This window comes from Aeriscardovia aeriphila (assembly GCF_002259595.1).
GTDB classification, from domain to species: Bacteria; Actinomycetota; Actinomycetes; order Actinomycetales; family Bifidobacteriaceae; genus Aeriscardovia; species Aeriscardovia aeriphila.
Genome location: NZ_MWWU01000004.1, coordinates 83,951 through 102,569 on the forward strand (window position 1 = coordinate 83,951; position 18,619 = coordinate 102,569).

13 protein-coding genes are annotated in these 18,619 nt (G+C 56.4%); 4 read left to right on the plus strand and 9 right to left on the minus strand.

The genetic code is table 11. The features are described 5' to 3' along the window. Nucleotides 1-79: 79 nt before the first annotated feature. Nucleotides 80-1,063 (minus strand): HD domain-containing protein, encoded by a 984-nt coding sequence (locus AEAE_RS06125; protein WP_244569665.1) that lies wholly within the window; start codon nucleotides 1,061-1,063, stop codon nucleotides 80-82. 312 nt (nucleotides 1,064-1,375) lie between these two features. Between AEAE_RS06125 and zwf the strand changes: the two genes are divergently transcribed. From zwf to AEAE_RS06145, 4 genes are all read left to right on the plus strand, one after another. Next, on the plus strand, nucleotides 1,376-2,911 hold the full coding sequence (gene zwf, locus AEAE_RS06130; RefSeq protein WP_094690271.1) for a glucose-6-phosphate dehydrogenase: 1,536 nt from the start codon (nucleotides 1,376-1,378) through the stop codon (nucleotides 2,909-2,911). Further along, on the plus strand, nucleotides 2,908-4,008 hold the full coding sequence (locus tag AEAE_RS06135) for a glucose-6-phosphate dehydrogenase assembly protein OpcA (protein WP_094690272.1): 1,101 nt from the start codon (nucleotides 2,908-2,910) through the stop codon (nucleotides 4,006-4,008). Before zwf ends, AEAE_RS06135 begins: the two co-directional genes overlap by 4 nt. 195 nt (nucleotides 4,009-4,203) lie before the next feature. Continuing rightward, nucleotides 4,204-5,037, plus strand: coding sequence for a 6-phosphogluconolactonase (gene pgl, locus AEAE_RS06140; protein ID WP_094690273.1), 834 nt, complete (start codon nucleotides 4,204-4,206; stop codon nucleotides 5,035-5,037). Between the two features lie 36 nt (nucleotides 5,038-5,073). Continuing rightward, a complete protein-coding gene (locus AEAE_RS06145) occupies nucleotides 5,074-5,436 on the plus strand; it encodes a YccF domain-containing protein (protein WP_094690274.1) in 363 nt (120 codons plus the stop codon). Between the two features lie 133 nt (nucleotides 5,437-5,569). On the opposite strand, the gene gndA is transcribed toward AEAE_RS06145, so the two are convergent. From gndA to AEAE_RS06185, 8 genes are all read right to left on the minus strand, one after another. Next, nucleotides 5,570-7,030, minus strand: coding sequence for an NADP-dependent phosphogluconate dehydrogenase (gene gndA, locus AEAE_RS06150; RefSeq protein WP_094690275.1), 1,461 nt, complete (start codon nucleotides 7,028-7,030; stop codon nucleotides 5,570-5,572). 206 nt (nucleotides 7,031-7,236) lie between these two features. Beyond that, nucleotides 7,237-7,428, minus strand: a complete 192-nt coding sequence (locus AEAE_RS06850; protein WP_211277541.1) for a hypothetical protein — start codon at nucleotides 7,426-7,428, stop codon at nucleotides 7,237-7,239. Further along, nucleotides 7,370-9,829, minus strand: coding sequence for a KUP/HAK/KT family potassium transporter (locus tag AEAE_RS06160; protein WP_094690305.1), 2,460 nt, complete (start codon nucleotides 9,827-9,829; stop codon nucleotides 7,370-7,372). Before AEAE_RS06160 ends, AEAE_RS06850 begins: the two co-directional genes overlap by 59 nt. A 245-nt stretch (nucleotides 9,830-10,074) precedes the next feature. Beyond that, nucleotides 10,075-11,046 (minus strand): TatD family hydrolase, encoded by a 972-nt coding sequence (locus AEAE_RS06165; RefSeq protein WP_094690276.1) that lies wholly within the window; start codon nucleotides 11,044-11,046, stop codon nucleotides 10,075-10,077. Then, on the minus strand, nucleotides 11,043-12,917 hold the full coding sequence (gene metG, locus AEAE_RS06170; RefSeq protein WP_094690277.1) for a methionine--tRNA ligase: 1,875 nt from the start codon (nucleotides 12,915-12,917) through the stop codon (nucleotides 11,043-11,045). The genes AEAE_RS06165 and metG overlap by 4 nt, the downstream gene beginning before the upstream one ends. 192 nt (nucleotides 12,918-13,109) lie before the next feature. Beyond that, nucleotides 13,110-14,840 (minus strand): ABC transporter family substrate-binding protein, encoded by a 1,731-nt coding sequence (locus AEAE_RS06175; RefSeq protein WP_158520552.1) that lies wholly within the window; start codon nucleotides 14,838-14,840, stop codon nucleotides 13,110-13,112. A 469-nt stretch (nucleotides 14,841-15,309) separates the two neighbouring features. Then, complete coding sequence (locus AEAE_RS06180) at nucleotides 15,310-17,511, minus strand: ABC transporter ATP-binding protein (protein ID WP_094690306.1); 2,202 nt, start codon at nucleotides 17,509-17,511, stop codon at nucleotides 15,310-15,312. An 82-nt stretch (nucleotides 17,512-17,593) separates the two neighbouring features. Then, the gene (locus tag AEAE_RS06185; RefSeq protein ID WP_094690307.1) at nucleotides 17,594-18,487 is read right to left on the minus strand and encodes an ABC transporter permease subunit; all 894 of its coding nucleotides are present in this window, start codon (nucleotides 18,485-18,487) and stop codon (nucleotides 17,594-17,596) included. Between the last annotated feature and the right edge of the window lie 132 nt (nucleotides 18,488-18,619).

Genomic DNA, 18,619 nt, shown 5'->3' on the forward strand with positions numbered 1-18,619 from the left:
GGCACACTAAAGCCCCGTTCGCGAAGCGTTCTTCACGGGCGGGGCTTTTGCATGCGCGCTGCAACTCAGCGGCGAGAGCTCAGCGGATACTCATGCCGTATTCGCGCGACAAGCTTTCGAGGTCCGGCACCCCATAACGCGCAACGAGATTATCAAAGCGCGTCGCATTGCTCAGCCCGAAGCGTGCAGCCGAAGCGCGAGCCGCCTTAAGCGACACAAACTGCATAGGGTCGGACTTGGTGTGGAATTTATCCGCGTACATGACGATCTCTTGCTCGATAGTCTTGGGCATATAGTCGTCGGGAGGCAGCGGCAAGCCTTGCGCAACCACCTCCGAGCGCGTGATTCCCACACCCGTATGGTTGCGCGCGAACTGGGCAATGGCCAGGCCGTAGCGGTTCTCCAGCAGGATCAAATAGCCTTCAAGCCCATGGAAAATGTAGCGATGGCGGTCGAACAGGCGGCCGGCATCCGCACCGTGGCGCAGGAAGACGTGCTGAACGCCGATATCGTGAACGAGGCCTCCGACTGCGCACATTTCGAGGTCAGGAAGCGCGCCATTCCACGGCTGAGGCAGTGGGCCTGCTTGGGCGAGTTTCCGCGCACGCTCGCGATAGTTGGCGGCGAGGCTCACGGCAATTCTGGCCACAATCTGGCAGTGAGTCCAAATTTTCTCGTAGGCAAACTCGCTGGGCGCCTCCTCGTGGTGCAGCTCGCCGAGTTGGGCAAAACTGACGGGCACTCCCCTGCTGTCGCGCACCCTCTCGAAAACTCCCTCTTGGCTTGAGTCAATGCCTTTCTTGAGATTATCAGCGCTGATAATCTCAATAGTTTCCTGCTCTCCCTCTGCTGTTGGAGCCGGGCTGCCAGCAGCGGCTTGCTCGGTTGCGGCTTGATGGACAGGCTTTTGCGCGGAAGCGTCTAAGCGTTGAGCGGCTTCAAAAATGTGACGCATCACCACACTTCGTTGTTTATTCACATTGCCCGCGCTGGAATACACCAGCTGGGCGGTTTCCTCGGCACTCTCGTGCTGTGTTTCCCCTGGTAGTGATGCGTAACTCATAGTGTCAATCTTAGGCGAAACGACGAGGAGGAAACAGCGAGCGTACCAACCGGCGAGCTCGCTTTCCTTAGTTAGAAGCCCAACCAATCGCGGATACGACGAGTAACCCACTGCTCAGTGAAACATCTCGAGCGATGAAGCGCAGTGGCAATCTCGAGCCAAAAGCGCGGTGATAATCTCAAGAAACGCGGATTGCGCTACCAGCGAGGTTTCAGCTCCCACAGGCAACTCAAAGCCCAACCTCCTAAACTAAAGGAAGATGCTGGCTCACCACGCGCGTGAGACCAGTTGAGAGATAACGTGAGGAATTATATGAGCAATGAACCTCAGTGGACTAACCCACTTCGAGACCCGCAGGATCTGCGCTTGCCGCGCATTGCAGGGCCGTGCTCTGTCGTGATTTTTGGCGTGACGGGCGATTTAGCGCGCAAAAAGCTTTTGCCAGCCATCTACGACCTCGCTAACAGAGGCCTGTTGCCGCCCAGTTTTGGCTTGACTGGCTTTGGTAGGCGTGAGTGGAGCAACGAATACTTCGCCAACTGGGTGAAAGAGCATGTGCAACGCTACTGCCGTACCCCATTCCGCGAATCAACATGGAACCAACTCGCCGGTGGGATTCGCTTCGTCACCGGAACTTTTGACGACCCGGAAGCTTTCCGTCGCCTTTCGGCAACGGTGGAGGAGCTCGACCGCGTGCGCGGAACAGAAGGAAACCACGCCTTCTACCTCTCCGTCCCACCGTCAGCATTCCCGGTGGTGGCACGCCAACTCGCCGAATCGGGCCTGTCCAAGAGCCGCGAGGGTGCGTGGAGGCGCGTGATCATCGAAAAGCCGTTTGGCCACGACCTCGAATCTGCCGAAGCATTGGGAAATACCATCGCTTCCGTGTTCGACCAGAACTCGATTTTCCGCATCGACCACTACCTGGGCAAGGAAACAGTGCAGAACCTCATGGCCATGCGCTTTTCCAACATGCTCTTCGAACCACTGTGGAACAACCATTATGTTGACCACGTTCAAATTACGATGGCTGAAGATATCGGCATCGGCTCACGCGCAGGCTACTACGACGGCATCGGCGCTGCTCGCGATGTTATTCAAAACCATTTGATCCAGCTCATGGCGTTGACAGCGATGGATGAGCCTGTCGACTTCTCTGCGCGCAATGTGCACTATGAGAAGACGAAGATTCTCTCCGCCGTTCGCCTGCCTGAAGACCTTGCTGCTTCAACCTCGCGCGGTCAGTACACTGCTGGCTGGCAGGGTGAAGAGAAGGTGCGTGGCTACCTCGAAGAGCAGGGCATTAGCCCCGATTCGACGACGGAAACCTACGCGGCCATCAAGCTGTGGATTGACACCAGGCGTTGGGCTGGCGTCCCCTTCTACCTGCGTACGGGCAAGAGGCTGGGCAAGCGCGTCACCGAGCTTGCTGTGGTGTTTAAGCGCGCTCCTCACCTTCCTTTCGACTCAAGCTCTACTCAAGAGCTCGGTGCGAATGAAATCGTCTTCCGCATTCAGCCGAACGAAGGCATCACCTTGCGTTTTGGCTCGAAGGTTCCTGGTTCGACGATGGAAGTGCGCGATGTGAACATGGACTTCAGCTATGGCTCTTCATTTACCAAGTCAAGCCCTGAAGCCTACGAGCGCTTGATTTTGGATGTGCTGCTCGGCGAGCCACCGCTCTTCCCTACCACGGAAGAAGTAAACCTTTCTTGGAAGATTCTTGACCCTATCGAAAAGTTCTGGGCTAGCCAGGGCCGGCCTGATCCTTATACGGCAGGCACGTGGGGGCCTCGCTCTGCTGATGACATGATGGCCCGTGATGGGCGTGCTTGGAGGTTGCCATGATCGTTACGATGAAGAACACCACCACAAAGGCTATCTCTCAGAAGCTGGAAACTTTGCATGTTCAGCGCGGTGAGGCGGCTCAAGGCCGCGTTTTGACGCTGATAATCTCGTGCGCTCAGCGTGAGTTGGAAGATAGCTTGCGCATTGCCAACGAGATTTCTGGCGAACATCCTTGCCGTGTGATTGCACTTGTTCCCGGCGGTACGTCGGTGAACCCGAAGGCGGTGCTTGCTCAGGATGCCCGTGACGTCAACCCGGATGCGGCGCGAGAAGGCGTTTTGCAAGGCAATGAGACGGATTTGGAGGCGGAGATTCGTTTTGGTGCGGATGCCGGCGCTTCTGATGTTATTGTTCTCTTCCCTCACGGTGAGCTGGCTCAGCATTTGGATACGCTCGTTATTCCTCTGATGGTTGCTGATACGCCGGTGGTGGCGTGGTGGCCGACTCAGGCTCCTGACAACCCTGCTCAGGACCCTATTGGGCGTATGGCTGTGTCGCGCATTACGGATGCTGCTCGCTCAACTGATCCGCTGGGGACTTTGGAAAAGTTGATGCGTACGGCTTCTGTGGAGGATGTTGACCTCTCCTGGACGCATTTGACGTTGTGGCGCGCTTCCTTGGCCTCTGTTCTCGATCAAGCTCAAGGGCACAAGATTATCAGTGCCGAGGTGACGGGTTCGCCAGAAAATATTTCCGTGCGCTTGATGGCTGCCTGGCTGGCCACTGTGGCTGGTGCTCAGGCGAGCATTCGACCTCAGCAGGCTAATGAAGAGTGCGAAGGTGGGCCAGTGCCGGAAGGCATTATTCGTGGTGTGAAGTTGACCATGGATGATGGCGGTGTGTATACGCTTTCGCGTGGTATTTCCATGGCGAAGAGAGCTTTGCAGGATGCTGGTGTTGAGGTTGACCCGTCGTGGCAATCTCCTGCACTTCATGATGGTGCGTGGGTGACGACGCCAACGTCGAAGGCTCCGCAGATGATCTCTTTGCCTCACCGTTCGACGGCTGATTGCTTGAGTGAAGAGTTGGGCCGCCTCTACCCTGACCCGCTGTACTCGCGTGTTCTGCGCTCGAGCTTCACTGTTATTCACGGCTGAGCTTGTATTGTTGCTCATGCCTTGAGTGATTTGTATTCACCCTTGCGGCCATTGTAAGTACGATGGAACTATTATGTTTCGTTACACGGTTGTGCAGTGTAGCCTGACAACTTCTTATCACTGCAAGTTAATCAGTGAGAGTTGTCAGCTCGCTGCTCTCCTTAAGCGATGAGGACCAAAGAGAAGAAGAGTTTTATGCCAGATCAAAATGAACAGTTGCAGCGTGGCCTTGCTCCTCGCATCGTTGTGCGCTTGGCCGATGAAAACGGTGTGCTGCGCATGGCCGCTAGCAGGCTTCTCACCCGTTTGATCGAACTCGAAGCCGAAGGCCGCCAGCGTATTGACATCGCTATTACCGGCGGCAGCGACGGCATTGAAATGCTGCGCTTGGTGGGTTTGAACCCTCTGGTTGATTCTGTGGATTGGTCGCGCGTGCACATGTGGTGGGGTGATGAACGTTTCGTTCCTGCCAACGACCCTGACCGTAACGCTTTGCAAGCGCGCCATGCTTTGCTGGACATGTTGGTGGCACAAAAGGGCTTGCCGGAATCCAATATTCATGAGATTCCAGCCGATCCTCGTTCTGCTACTGAACGTAACCAGGCCAGCGCTGAAGATGATGCTCGCGCCGTCAACGAAGCTGCTGTGAAGTTCCAGCAGATGCTGTTGCAAGAGTTGGGTAACATGAACGGCGAGCCTCGCATGGATATCGCATGGTGGGGTGTTGGCCCTGATGCTCACTTTGCTTCTCTGATGCCAGGTTTGCCTCAGATTACCATTACTGATCCCTCTCAGCTCACCTGCGGAGTCACTAACTCACCCAATATGCCTCCTCTGCGTGTTTCCATGACTGTTCCGATGATCCAGCGCAGCCTGGAAACCTGGGTGATCGCTTCTGGTGAGAAGAAGCGCGATGCTTTGAGCAAGGCTTTAGGCAACTTTGATGATCCTCAAGCACCAATCACCTTTGCAGCTGGACGCAAGTCCACGCTGTGGATGGTTGATGTCGCCGCAGCTCCTCGCTCCTAAGTTCACGCACGCCTGAACATCGGCTACAGTTGAGTTATGAGAACCATCGGCAATTTCTTCTGGATTATCTTTGGGGGCATCGAGCTCTTCCTCGCCTGGGGAATGATCGGCATCGTGTTATGCTGCACGATCGTCGGCATCCCGTTGAGCCTGCAAGCCTTCAAAATGGCTCAGCTCTCCCTCGCACCTTTCGGTTTACATGTCGATTGGACGCCTTCACCCTCTTCAGTGCTGAACATTGTGTGGGTGATTTTTGTGGGCTGGTATATGGCTTTGGGCTACCTTGTGCTTGGTTTAGCATGGTGCTGCACCATCGTCGGCATACCGATCGGCTTGCAAGTCATGAAAATGGCAAAGCTCGCCTTCTGGCCATTCGGCTCCCAAATCACTACCTACTAAGATTTTTACTCCGGTTTCATCACACCTGTTACGCAAGTGGGGGATAGAGCAATGCTCTATCCCCCACTGCTGTATCAGCGGGCGAACCACAGGTGGAGGCGATGGAGCGCGCTGATAATCTTAAGAAATTCGCTTAGCGAGTTTCCTCAACCTCATGCTGACCGTCCTCAGCCCACAAAGTGTGGAAGACGCCAGGCTTATCGACGCGGCCATAGGTATGAGCACCGAACAGGTCGCGCTGGCCCTGGATCAGAGCAGCCGGCAGACGGTCGGAACGCAGAGCATCGTAGTAGCTCAAGCAGGAAGAGAAGGCTGGAACAGGAATGCCACCCAAAGCGGCCTTCGCCACGACGTTCCTCCAGGAATTCTGAGCCTCTTCCAACGACTTCTTGAAGTAAGGGTTGAACACCAGAGAGCTGGTAATCTCGCCAGAGTCGTAAGCGTCAGAAATGCGGTTCAAGAACTGAGCGCGAATAATGCAGCCAGCACGCCAAATACGAGCCACAGCGCCCAGATCGATGGTCCAGTTGTACTGGCGAGCACCCTCGGAGATCTCGTCGAAGCCCTGAGCGTAGGCGATGATCTTGGAAGCGTAGAGAGCGTGACGAACGTCCTCGATGAAGGCCTTCTTCTCCTCATCGGAAAGCTCCACATGAGGAGTTGGGCCAGCCAGAATGTTCTTCTGAGCTTCTTCGCGCTGCTCGACGCGCTCGGAAAGGCCACGAGCAAACACGGCCTCAGCGATGGCGGAAACCGGGACTGGAAGGTCGAGAGCGGTCTGGACAGTCCAGGTGCCGGTGCCCTTCATCTGAGCCTGGTCTTTGATGATGTCGATGAACGGCTTGCCCGTCTTTTCATCCACATGGTGGAGAACTTCAGCGGTGATTTCGATGAGGTAGGAGTTGAGCTCCGTCTTATTCCACTCGTCGAAAATGTCAGCAATTTCAGCGGGGCTCAAGCCCAGGCCACGGCGAAGGAGGTCGTAGCTTTCAGCGATGAGCTGCATGTCGGCGTACTCGATGCCGTTGTGAACCATCTTGACGAAGTGGCCAGCGCCGTTCTCACCGATGTGAGTGACGCACGGGCTGCCATCTTCTGCCTTGGCAGCGATGGATTCGAAGATCGGGCCGAGCTTCTTCCAGCTCTCCTCTGGGCCGCCTGGCATCATGGATGGGCCGAGCAGAGCGCCCTGCTCGCCGCCGGAAATGCCGCAGCCGACGAAGTGAATACCGCGCTCGGCCATTTCCTTTTCGCGACGCATGGTGTCCTTGAAGTAGGTGTTACCACCGTCGATGATGATGTCACCAGGTTCGAAGAGGTCAGCGAGCTTTTGGATGAACGCTTCGGTTGGAGCGCCTGCCTTGACCATGATGATGACGGTGCGTGGCTTTTCCAAGCTGTTGACGAACTCTTCCAAGGTGTGGGCAGGGATGAACTTGCCTTCCTCGCCGTGTTCCTTGATCAGTTCGTCGGTACGCCAACTCGAACGGTTGAAAACGGCGACAGTGTTGCCATTGCGGGCCAGGTTACGCGACAGTGCGGCACCCATTGCTGCAAGGCCGACAACACCAATATTTGCCTTTTCCTCGGTCATACGAAGCCTTTCCATTCAATTAAAGTCCACTGTTAATCCTATTGCGAGGCCTTCCGTAACAGCTGGCGAGTTGCCCGTCTTTGCTCTCAGCCAAAGCACAAAGGCGCGTGACCTGCTGCCATGTTTGGCGACACATCACGCGCCTGGAGAGCGATACAAGCGGCTCAGAAGCTACTTATCAGCGGCTCTCAAGCGGCTGCTCGACGTTACTTATCAGAAGCCTTTTGCTGGCCAGAAGCCTTTGCTGCGGCCTTAGCGGCTGGCTTCACAGCGGTCGGCTTAGCTGCGGCAGGCTTGGAAGGAGCCTTAGCGGTAGCGGCCGGCTTTGTAGCAGCCGACTTAGCGGGCAGCAGCTTTCGCCGTTCTAGACGCCTCTTCAGCAGCCTTACGCGCTTCATGCACCTTATGTGCCACAGCGCGAGCGGCTTCCAAAGCCTCCTCCTCGCTGATCTGGCGTTCACGCTGAACACGCTCCTTCTCCTGCTTCGCAAGAACTGCTTGCAAGGTAACAGGATGCTTCACCTTCCTCAGCTGCGTGCGCTTCAACGGTGCCACCGGCTGAACGGCAACAAAGAGCGGCTGGGATTCCGTCACTGGGTTGTAAGCGGACAAGCCGAACCACTTCACTGGGTTACCGCACACGTGACGAATAGCGTACTTCATGCGCAAAGCGAAGGCACCCGTCACATCGATCTTCGACTCTGGCACCAAGTCCTTGTGAATCAGAACGTAATCAATAGTGCCAATCTGCTGGTCCTCGTCGATCTTCGGGTAAATAGTGCGCTGCTCCGGCAGCTCGCCCGAATCGATGAGATCATGCATGATCTGGTGCAGGTACGTAGCCACATTCTGGCTGACCTTGAAGCCAATACGAATGCGCACACGGAAGAGGAAGTCGGTACCGAAGTTCTCCACCGAGTACTCGCGGGTGAACGGGTCGTCGGTCACTTCCACCGACACCGCCCACCAGGCCTTGGCTCTCTTCGGGTGGCCATTAAAGATGGAGTAGAAGATGTCGGTGTCCAGTCGCCTCATTTCCGAGTCGGAGGTGAGGTACACAAGATTATCAGAGTAGAAAGCCTGGCGCGGGTCGCGGTGCAGCATATCGAGTGCTGGCAGGAACTCGCGAGGGTTCAAATGCCTGCGCTGGCTGCGCTCTACTCGGGTACCCTCATCCCACACGTACATCACCATCAAAATAGCGAGGGTGAGCAGTGTGGTGAACCAACCGCCGTGGAAGAACTTGGACAGCGATGCGATCAAGAAGAGAACCTGAATAATCAGGAACACGATCAAGAACACCACAGCAAACACGCGCCTCTTCTGCGCGGCCCACATGTAGGCGGCCAGCAGAATGGCGGTGGTAATCATGGTGATGGTAAGAGCCAGGCCATAAGCGGCGGAAATATGCTCAGAATCCTTGAACAGGAAGAGCACGCCCAAAGTTGCCACGCACAGCACCCAGTTGATGGCCGGAATATAGAGCTGGCCACGAGTATGAGCTGGGTAGCGCACCTGCAGGTGAGGCATCCAGTTGAGCGAGGTTGCCTCAGAAACCATCGTGAAAGCGCCGGTGATTAAAGCCTGAGAGGCGATAACACCTGCCGTGACGGACAGCGCGACGGCGATAGTGCGGATGGTGGTATTCGGCATCATTTGGAAGAACGGGTTGACTGCTCCCTGCTTGATAATCTCAGGATTATCAGCGTTGGAGAGCATCCAAGCGCCTTGGCCAAAGTAGCAGAAAACCAGAGCGATATTGATGAATGGCCAGGTGGCGTAAATAGAGCCGCGGCCCACATGGCCCATATCGGAGTACAGAGCCTCAGCACCCGTCGTCGACAGGAAGACGGTACCCATCAGTGCCAATCCAGCCCTGTTCTCCCCCGAGAGCAGGTAGCGAAGGCCCCACATCGGGTTCAGAGCTTCGAACACCGACCAGTCATTGGCGAGGTTCAGACCACCGATGACGGCGATGAAGAGGAACCAGATGACCACGATCGAGCCGAAGACCATGCCGATTTTCTCCGTTCCGCGCGATTGGACGGAGAAGAGCACGAGAATGATGATGGCGGTGATCACCAGCGTGACCGTCGTATCGGAGAAGGTGTCATGAAGGCGTGGAATAGTGCGCAAACCTTCCACTGCGGAGGAAATCGAGACAGCGGGGGTGAGCACGGAATCAGCCAAGAAGGCTGCACCACCCACCATTGCTGGAATGGCCAGCCACTTGCCATAGCGACGCACCAGAGAGTAGAGCGCGAAGATGCCACCCTCACCCTTGTTGTCGATGCGCATAGCAATAAGAACGTATTTGACGGTGGTAATCAGGGTAATGGTCCAGAACAGCAGGGAGAGCAAGCCCAAAACGGCGAAGCGATCCACGTACTTGACGGAGCCACCGTTACCAGCGATGAAGCTTTGAGCCGTGTACAGAGGCGACGTACCGATATCGCCATACACCACGCCCATAGCCACAATACACATGGCGAGCTTGATGCGGTCAGGGCCCGACTGCAAGTTATTCCACCACTTGCCCAGGCGGGTGCGCGGCTGGTGGGCGGCACGGCGGGCAGCTTGTTCGGCTTCCCTCTTAGCACGCTCCTTGGCCTCACGCTCTTCCTTGGAAATGGCAGAACGGTTGATTCTAGCTGTGTTAACCACGCCCTTCGGCACGATGATGGAGCCCGTATCCTGAATACGGTCAATCCTCATCGTCGCCTCAGCTGTGGCGAGAGATCGGCGCCGAGCTTCAGCACTTTCCTCTTGCTGGGCCATGTCGGCATTGGACTGAACCATTGCTGCCAGCGCAGGGTCAGACATAGGCTGAGCAGCGACTCGTTTCAATGGCTGTTCATCATCGTCACGAGCAGACGTACGCGAACTCGTCGCATTCGCCGAACCGCGTGATTGCGTCATCTCTACCTCCACCTCGTAATACTCACGAAGCCACTATTCTAGTTACCCAGTAGGAAATAACCTTCACAATTGCCCGCTGTGAAGGCCAATCCACTTATGGCTTGCTTACGGTTGCTCATGGTTGCTTACTGTGGCAATCCGTAAGCTCGGCAAGCGTTGTCATACGTCAACTGCGCGACCTCGTCCACGCTCATATCAAGCACATCGGCCATCACCGCCATTGTGTAAGGCACGAGGTAGCTCGCGTTCGTCCTGCCTCGCCAGGGCATCGGCGTCAAATAAGGCGCATCTGTTTCTACTAAGATATGCTCTTTATCAATTTCTCGCAGTCCGTCTCGAATAGCTTGATTCGTACGGAAAGTCACTGTTCCCGAGAAGCTCAAATACCAGCCATTTTCCCTGGCAACCTTCGCCATCTGCCCATTACCCGCAAAGGAATGGAATATTGTCACCTCGGGGGAACCGTCCGCTAACAGCGTATCCATGCATGCTTGGTCTGCATCGCGGTCATGAATTTGCATAGGAAGGTTCAACTCTTTGGCCAAGGCAATATGGTCGCGAAATGCTGAGATTTGCGGGCTGTGAGCAGCTTGCCCCACGCGGAAGAAATCCAGGCCCGTCTCTCCAATGGCAACGACAAGGCCTTCGTCTTTACCTTGCTTGGCAATCCGGGAAAGTTGAGCAAAAGCGTCGGCATAGCTTACGTCATGCCAAGGGGCGTAATGGACCTCGAGGCCATCGGGGCCAGCCACTGCGCGGTGCCCGTGACGCACGGCCTCCACCGGGTGAATAGCGAGAGCCGCGTGAACACGATCGGGGAAACGACGAGCGAGGTCAAGGGCGATTGGCCAATCAGGAAGCTCGCAACCCACGTCAATAATCTGGCCCACACCCGCGTACTGGGCGAAATCCAACAGCTGCTCGGCGCTGTAGATTTGCTGCACCGGCTGGTGAAGTTCGCTCGCCTGCTCGGCCATTTCCTTCGAAAAGGCGATGGTGGAGTGCAGGTGGGTGTGGTCGTCGACGGTGAGAACATGGCTCGGGCGTGAGCTGAAAGGTGCCCACGCCCGAGAACGATGATGATGAGTCTGGCTCACTGTTGTGCCTTCTTGGCGGCGAGTTCCTTCTTCGCCTCGGCCAGCTGCTTCTTATCAGCTTCCTTACGAGCCTTCATCGCCTGCTTGAAGCGGTCCAGCTCTTCTTGCACTGCTTCGCGAGGAATCTTGGCGAAGAGGGGGTGTGGCTTGGCGATAGGCGTGCCGTCCACCACGGGAGTGTGCTTCCACGGGGCAACCGTGCGGCCGAGCTCATAGTCGCCCGTGATAATCGGATAGGTGAAGTTCGGGTCGTCGAGGTCGGTGACGTCCTTCATCTGTGGCAGTGGAGCAATAGTGCCGGTGCCACCCATAGCTTCCCACACGCGCTGCGAGCCGGCAGGAATGAAGGGGGCGAACATCACGTCGATGTCGACCACAGCCTGAGCTGCTGTGTGCAAAACAGCGGCGAGGCGAGTGCGGTCCTCGAGCTTCCATGGCTCCATTTCGGAGATGTACTTGTTGGTTTCACCCACCAAGCGCATGATCTCGGTGACGGCAGCATGCTGGCGCTGTTCGCTGATATCCGCACCGACTGTGTCGAAGCCCTTTTTCACTTCGGCGAGCAATTCGCGGTCACGCTCAGTGAGGTCAGCATCTGCCACAGCTGGGATTTCGCCGAAGTTCTTGTGCAGAAGGGTTGCCACGCGGTTGACGAGGTTACCCCAGCCGGCGACGAGCTCTTCGTTGTTGTGACGCACGAATTCCGACCACGTGAAGTCGGCATCCTGGTTTTCTGGGCCAGCCAAGGCGATGTAGTAGCGCAAAGCGTCAGCCGAGTAGCGCTCGAGAATATCGCGAACGTAGATCACGATTCCGCGAGAAGAGCTGAACTTACGGCCTTCCATCGTCATATATGCCGAGGCGACCACCATGGTTGGCAGGTCGAGGCGGCCGAGCTTGCCTGGTTCGCCGCCCTTATTGCCTTCGCCGTCGTAGGCGAGGATCTCCGATGGCCAAATCTGAGAGTGGAAGGTGATGTTGTCCTTGCCCAGGAAGCAGTAATCCTGAGCTTGGGAGCCGGTCCAGAATTCCTTCCAAGCTTCTGGCTTTCCTGCGCGGCGAGCCCATTCAATGGAGGCGCTCAAGTAGCCGATCACCGCGTCAAACCACACATAAAGGTGCTTATTAGGATTATCAATCCAGCCATCCACAGGAACAGGGATACCCCAGTCGATGTCGCGGGTGATGGCACGAGGACGAACTTCGGCGAAGAGGCCCTTCGAGAAGTTCATCACGCCCGTCCTCCAGCCTTCGCGGCTATCCAGCCACTTCAGGTTGGCTTCGGCGAGGGCAGGAAGGTCGAGGAAGTAGTGCTCAGACGTGGTGAAAATAGGGGTTTCACCGCTGATCTTGGAGCGGGGGTTCTTCAGCTCATCCGGGTCGAGCTCGTTACCACAGTTATCGCACTGGTCGCCACGAGCGCCCTCGTAACCGCAGATCGGGCAGGTGCCTTCGATGTAGCGGTCAGGAAGAGTACGGCCGGTGGAAGGGCTGATAGCCACCTGCTGAGTGCCCTTGTAAATGTAGCCGTTCTTCAAGCATTGGGTGAACAGTTCCTGCACCACTTTCTCATGGTTCTTCGTAGTGGTGCGGGTGAAAATGTCATAGCTCAAGCCGAGGTTGGTCAGGTCGGTGGCGATGATGCGGTTATACTTATTCGCCAGTTCCTGAGCGCTCATGCCTTCTTTGTCGGCTTGCACCAAGATTGGTGTTCCGTGCTCATCAGTGCCGGAGACCATGAGCACGCGGTTGCCCGCCATGCGCTCATAGCGGGCGAAAACGTCGGATGGCACGCCAAAGCCAGCGATGTGGCCGACGTGGCGGGGGCCGTTTGCATACGGCCAAGCTACGGATACCAAGATGTTCGTCATAGTTTGATTATGGCACTAGCGCTCAACTGGGCTGAACGTGAAGCAGGTTGAGCGGGTGAGAGAACACAAAAGCCGCCCCGAAGGGCGGCTTTGATATTAACTAGGAGAACTAGTCACCAGGAGATTATCAATCGCAGGAAAACCGTACTGATAATCTCAAGAAATGAGATGTCAGGTTAGCTCAGTGCGAGCTCACTTCTGCCAGCCGATGTTCTCCGGAGGAACGATCAGGAAGCCAGCAGGGCCAACGTTAGCCAAGCCCTTCTTCACAGCGAAGTAAGCCGGTGGAACATCCCTTGGCATGGTGCCGTAGAGAGCCAGAGCAGCCTTCTCAGCCTTGTTAGCAGCCTTGACGGCCTTGAGCTGATCAGAAATGGTGCCTGGGATGTCGGCGAGCTTATCGACTTCCTTGCTACCCACGAAGGTGTAGTTGGACTCAGACTTGGAGCCGTAGAGCTGGTTGACGTTGACCTGACCGTATGGCGAAGATGCCGACCATCCCATGCCGATCACGCCGTACTCGTGCTTGTTCATGGTGTCGACGAACTTGGAGCTATCGCGGTTGTCGAGTTCGATCTTCAGGCCAGCAGCCTTACCCATCTGCTGGATTGCGCGAGCCATGGAGTTGGCCAGAGCAGTAGAGCCGAAGTAGACGTAGGAGAAGGTAACGGTCTTGCCTTCCTTGTCCTTGAAGTAGCCGTCCTTGCCCATCTTGTAGCCAGCGGCTTCCATGGTCTTCTTTGGCTTGTCAGCGCCAGTGTAGAGGCTATCCTTCGGGCGGTTGTCCTCGTAGCCTTCCTGGAACACTGGGAAGAGCTCAGAACCTGGGGCTGTTGCAGTCCAGTCGGTGCCCTGGTAGTGAATCTTGGTCAAGGTCTTGGTATCCATTGCCTGGACGAAGGCCTTACGAACGTTGATGTCCTTGAGGTACTTGTCGGTGCCGTTGAGGGTGAAGACGTTGGTCGTCTTGGAGTAGCCGTAGCGGATCTGAGCATCCTTGCGGCCCTTGACCTGCTTGAGGGATGGACCAGAGGTGAACTCCGTCTTATCGGTCTCGCCATTTTGGAAGGCGTTCAGTGCTGCCTGAGCTTCCATGAACTTGACAACAACCTTGTCGAGCTTTGCTGGCTTGCCCCACCACTTTGGATTGCGCTCGAAGACGACCTGATCCTTGTCGTGAGAGGCGACGACGAATGGACCAGCAGCCCACTCGTTGTGAGGGTTATCCACCCAGCCGTTGGAGAAGACCTTCGGGTCAAGTGCCATACGTGGGTACAGGCCCGTCAGCAAGGATTGCCATGGGAAGAATGGCTTAGCGAAGGTGATGATGGCCTGCTTGTCGGAGTCACCGCGCTCGACGGACTTGATGTCCTTGAAGCCGTCGGTGGAAGCTGGGGTGTAAGCCTCATCCTTGCCGTTCGACACGGTCCAGGTGGCCTTGACGTCCTCCCAGTTCATGTCGGAGCCGTCGTTCCACTTTGCCTTGTCGGCGAGGGTCATTTCCACAACCAGTGGGTTCGCGCTCTTCATGGTGACGGACTTCACGAAGTCAGGGTTCCACTTGAGGTTGCCCTTGGTGTCCTGCAATGCCAGAGTTGGCATGTACCAGTACCACAAGTCAGACATGTAGCTGGTGGTGCCGTCGACGTTGAAGTAATTCCAGTTTGGCGAGTAGGTGGAATCGTAGGTGTAGGTACCGCCGTCCTTGAGGTTGTCGCGGTCCTGCGTGTTGTTATACACGCCGTCCTTGCTTGGCATAGCATACTTGCCGGTGTACGAGGATGCGTAACCGTCCTTTGGCTCGGTTTGAGCTGGGCCGGCATTGGTGTTCGTCGAGCTGTTGCCACAGCCTGCAGCGACCATGGCAAGGCTGGCGACTACTGCCACGCTGGCAGCAAAACGCTTCATCATGCTGTTCTTCATTGAGAAACTCTCCTTCATCAGCACCCCTCGCACACTCACTGACGCGGTTCTCCGTTCCTGAGCCGGTGAGGCGCAATGATTCTGTTGCGTCGCCGTGTGAGAGAAGTTTGTTGTAACCCTATACGCTGGCCTGCACTTTTTCGTGCTCATTTCTTTCTTTTCTGGCCTGGTGTTGCCTGCTTCTGAAACGCTTCACCTTGGCTGGGTTTGAGGCTCTTGCTGCCCCTTACAGCCTGTTTTAGGCTATTTTCGGCCTTTTCGCATTACTTGAGATTATCAGGCTGCGTTTTGCTTCCCCGCGATTTTCTTGTCAAAAATGTCACTGATTCGTAACTTTCGCATTCAAAGAAGCTCATGCAGCATGCAAAAGACCGCGAGAGCTGTGCATAGCATCACACCTCGCGCGGCCTTATTACCCGTTATCAGAAAAATCAATAACTACGGGCGGTTCATGCGTGCCGCAGCTTGCTCACTGCGCGTTGTTGAGCGCAATCGCCTCATCCACAAAGTGGCAGGCAGCCTCATGGTCACCCTCCACTGGGCGCAGCACTGGAGCTTGCGTCTGGCAGATGAGCTTCTTGTCATCCGGCAGCGTGGAGTAGAGCTGGCAGCGCATCCTAAACGGGCAGCCTTCAATCTTCTCCGCAGGGCTTGGAAGCTCACCTTGCAACACAATGCGGTTGTGCTTGCGCTCGTACTCTGGGTCAGGAACAGGCACGGCAGAAATCAGTGCCTGCGTGTACGGGTGAGCAGGGTTATCAAACACCTCATCCGTAGCGCCTGCCTCCATGATGTGGCCCAAGTACATCACGGCCACGCGGCTCGAAATATGGCGGATCACCGAAAGGTTATGCGCCACGAGCAAGTAGGCCACGCCCAGCTTGTTCTGCAAATCTTCCAACAGGTTGAGCACGCCAGCCTGAATGGACACATCCAAAGAGCTGACTGGCTCATCGAGCAAAATCAGCTTCGGATTCACCGACAGCGCGCGAGCAATAGCAATACGCTGACGCTGGCCGCCAGAGAACTGCGCTGGGAAGCGATCCACCTGGTCAGGGTTCAACTCGACCAAACGCATGAGCTCAGCAATGCGAGTGTTAATCTCCTGCTTGCTCATATGAACAGCCTTCATTGGCTCTGCCAGAATATCGTAAATTGGCAGGCGCGGGTCGAGCGAGCTCATCGGGTCCTGGAACACGTACTGAATTTGGCTGCGCAACTCACGCTTCTGAGCGGCGGTGAGCTTATCAGCAACATCCTGGCCAAACAGGCAAATAGTGCCAGCCTGCGGCTTGACGAGGTTCATAATCTCAAGCAGTGTGGTGGACTTACCCGAACCGGATTCGCCCACAAGTGCAACGGTTTCACCCTCGCGAACATCCAAATCCACGCCATCCACAGCGCGCACATAGCCTGCCTTACGACGCAGGAAACCGCCCTTGGTCAGCGGGAAGTACTTCTTCAAGCCTTTGACCTCGAGCACCAACTTACGCTGCTCGCGCGGGATGCCTTCGAAGATGGACTTCGTGCCCTCCCCCACGTGGTACACGTCCATGTAGGTCAAATTCTTACTGACAATCTCATCGGTGTGCCAGCAAGCGGCCTTCTGGTGTGGACGGCCGGGGATGTCGGCAAGCTCAGGCTCCTTCTCACGGCAAATATCCGTTGCCATAGGGCAGCGTGGGGAGAATGGGCACCCCTTCGGCATATTCACCAAGTTCATTGGTGCGCCCGGGATTGGCACCAAACGGCGAGACTTGCGCTGGTCAGAACGCGGAACTGCACCCAGCAAGCCCATGGTGTACGGCATGGCTGGGCGGTAGAAAATGTCATCCACCGGAGCGGTTTCCACCGGGCGGCCGGCGTACATAACGAGAATCTTGTCGGCAATACCGGCGATCACACCCAGATCGTGGGTGATGAAGATGAGGGCTGCACCCGTCTCCTTCTGCGCCTTACGCAGCACGTCGAGAACCTGGGCCTGAATGGTCACATCCAGTGCGGTGGTTGGCTCGTCGGCGATGATGACGTCGGGGTTGTTGGCGATGGCCATAGCAATGACAACGCGCTGGCGCATACCGCCGGAGAACTGGTGAGGGTAAGCCTTCAAGCGCTCTTCAGCGTTGGGGATTCCCACCAGGTTGAGCAGTTCGATCGAGCGGTCGTGAATCTGCTCAGCAGTCATCTTCGGGTTGTGAATGACGAGAGCTTCCTTGAGCTGGTCGCCAATCGAGTAGACCGGCGTCAAAGCAGAAAGCGGGTCCTGGAACACCATGGCGATATTCTTACCGCGAATTTCCGCCATTTCCTGGTCGGTCTTGGTCAGAAGCTCGTCACCCTTGTACTTGATAGAGCCGGTGACCTTCGCATTACGGTCCAGCAGGCCCATGATGGTGGTCGAGGTGACGGATTTACCAGAGCCTGATTCGCCGACGATGCCCATGGTTTCGCCGCGGTGCAAATCAAAATTCATCCCGCGAACAGCGTGAACAGTACCGGCCTCCGAGGCGAAGTTGACGGTCAGGTCGCGCACGGACAGTACGACTGGCTCTTCTTCAGCCAATTGGGAAGCTTCGGCAGCCGACAAGCTCGGGTCCTTCTCGCGGAAAGCTTGCTCGGCTGGTACGTCACGTCCCTCGCCACCCAGATTGTCAGTAACGCGAGAGGCCATGAGCTGTTGAGTGTGCGCGGCCGCGGCAGCCATGATCGCTGCCATCTGTGGGTCGAACAGGGTTTTACGGAATTGAGACATGTCACTCTGCCTTTCCGCCGGAACGGGAGTATGGATCGATGGCGTCACGCATGCCGTCACCAATGAGCTGCATGGAGAACGTCAACAAAATCAACACGATTGCTGGGAACACGAGAACCCATGGCTGAGTCAAAATAACCGACTGGCCATCCGTCAACAGCGTGCCCAACGAGGTATCAGGAGCCTTAATACCCAAACCCAGGAAGGAGAGGGAGGTCTCGGAGTTGACTGCAGAGACGACACCCAAAACCGTGTTGATAATCAAAACGGAACCGAGGTTCGGGATCAAGTGGCGAATGATGATGCGGAAGGAACCCACACCCATAAACTGAGCGGCGCGCACGTACTCGAGCTCACGCAAAGAGAGGGTGAGTGTACGCAGAACGCGGGCGTAACCAATCCAGCCGAACACCGTCAGGCCGAACACCAGCCACAGCCACGACGACGTGCCGGAAGCGCCGCGAACCATCATGGCGATCAACAGGAAGCTTGGAACGACGAGCAGCATATCCAGCAGCCACATGCCCACCTTTTCAAACCATCCGCGGAAATAGGCGATTGCCGTGCCCACGATGGCTGCGATGATGGTGTTGCCGATGGAAGAGATGATGCCGATGGACAGCGAGCGGCCCAAACCGCGGCAGATCATGGCATAGAGGTCAGAGCCGCCCGGAGTGGTTCCCAGCCAGTGTTGTGCGCTCGGCGGAGCACCCAAAGCCATGTAATCGAGGTCGGAATAGCTCCAATGCGTCAAATACTTACCAAAAATAGAGAAGAAGGTGAGCACGATGAGCAGCACGAGGCCAAAAACGGCGCCCGGGTTGCGCATGTAACGATGAACGTAGAGGGTCATGCGGCCGGTGCGCTTGAGCTGCTTATCCTGCTCGGTCGCCATGTTTTCGATACCTGCGTCCTCAGCAGCTTCGTGCGCTGCGGCTGCGCTATCAACTGGAGTTTGTGAGGCGGCTGCGCTATCAACAGCTGCGGCGGCAGGCGCGGCTTGCGCGCCGCCCTGTTCAGCGGATGT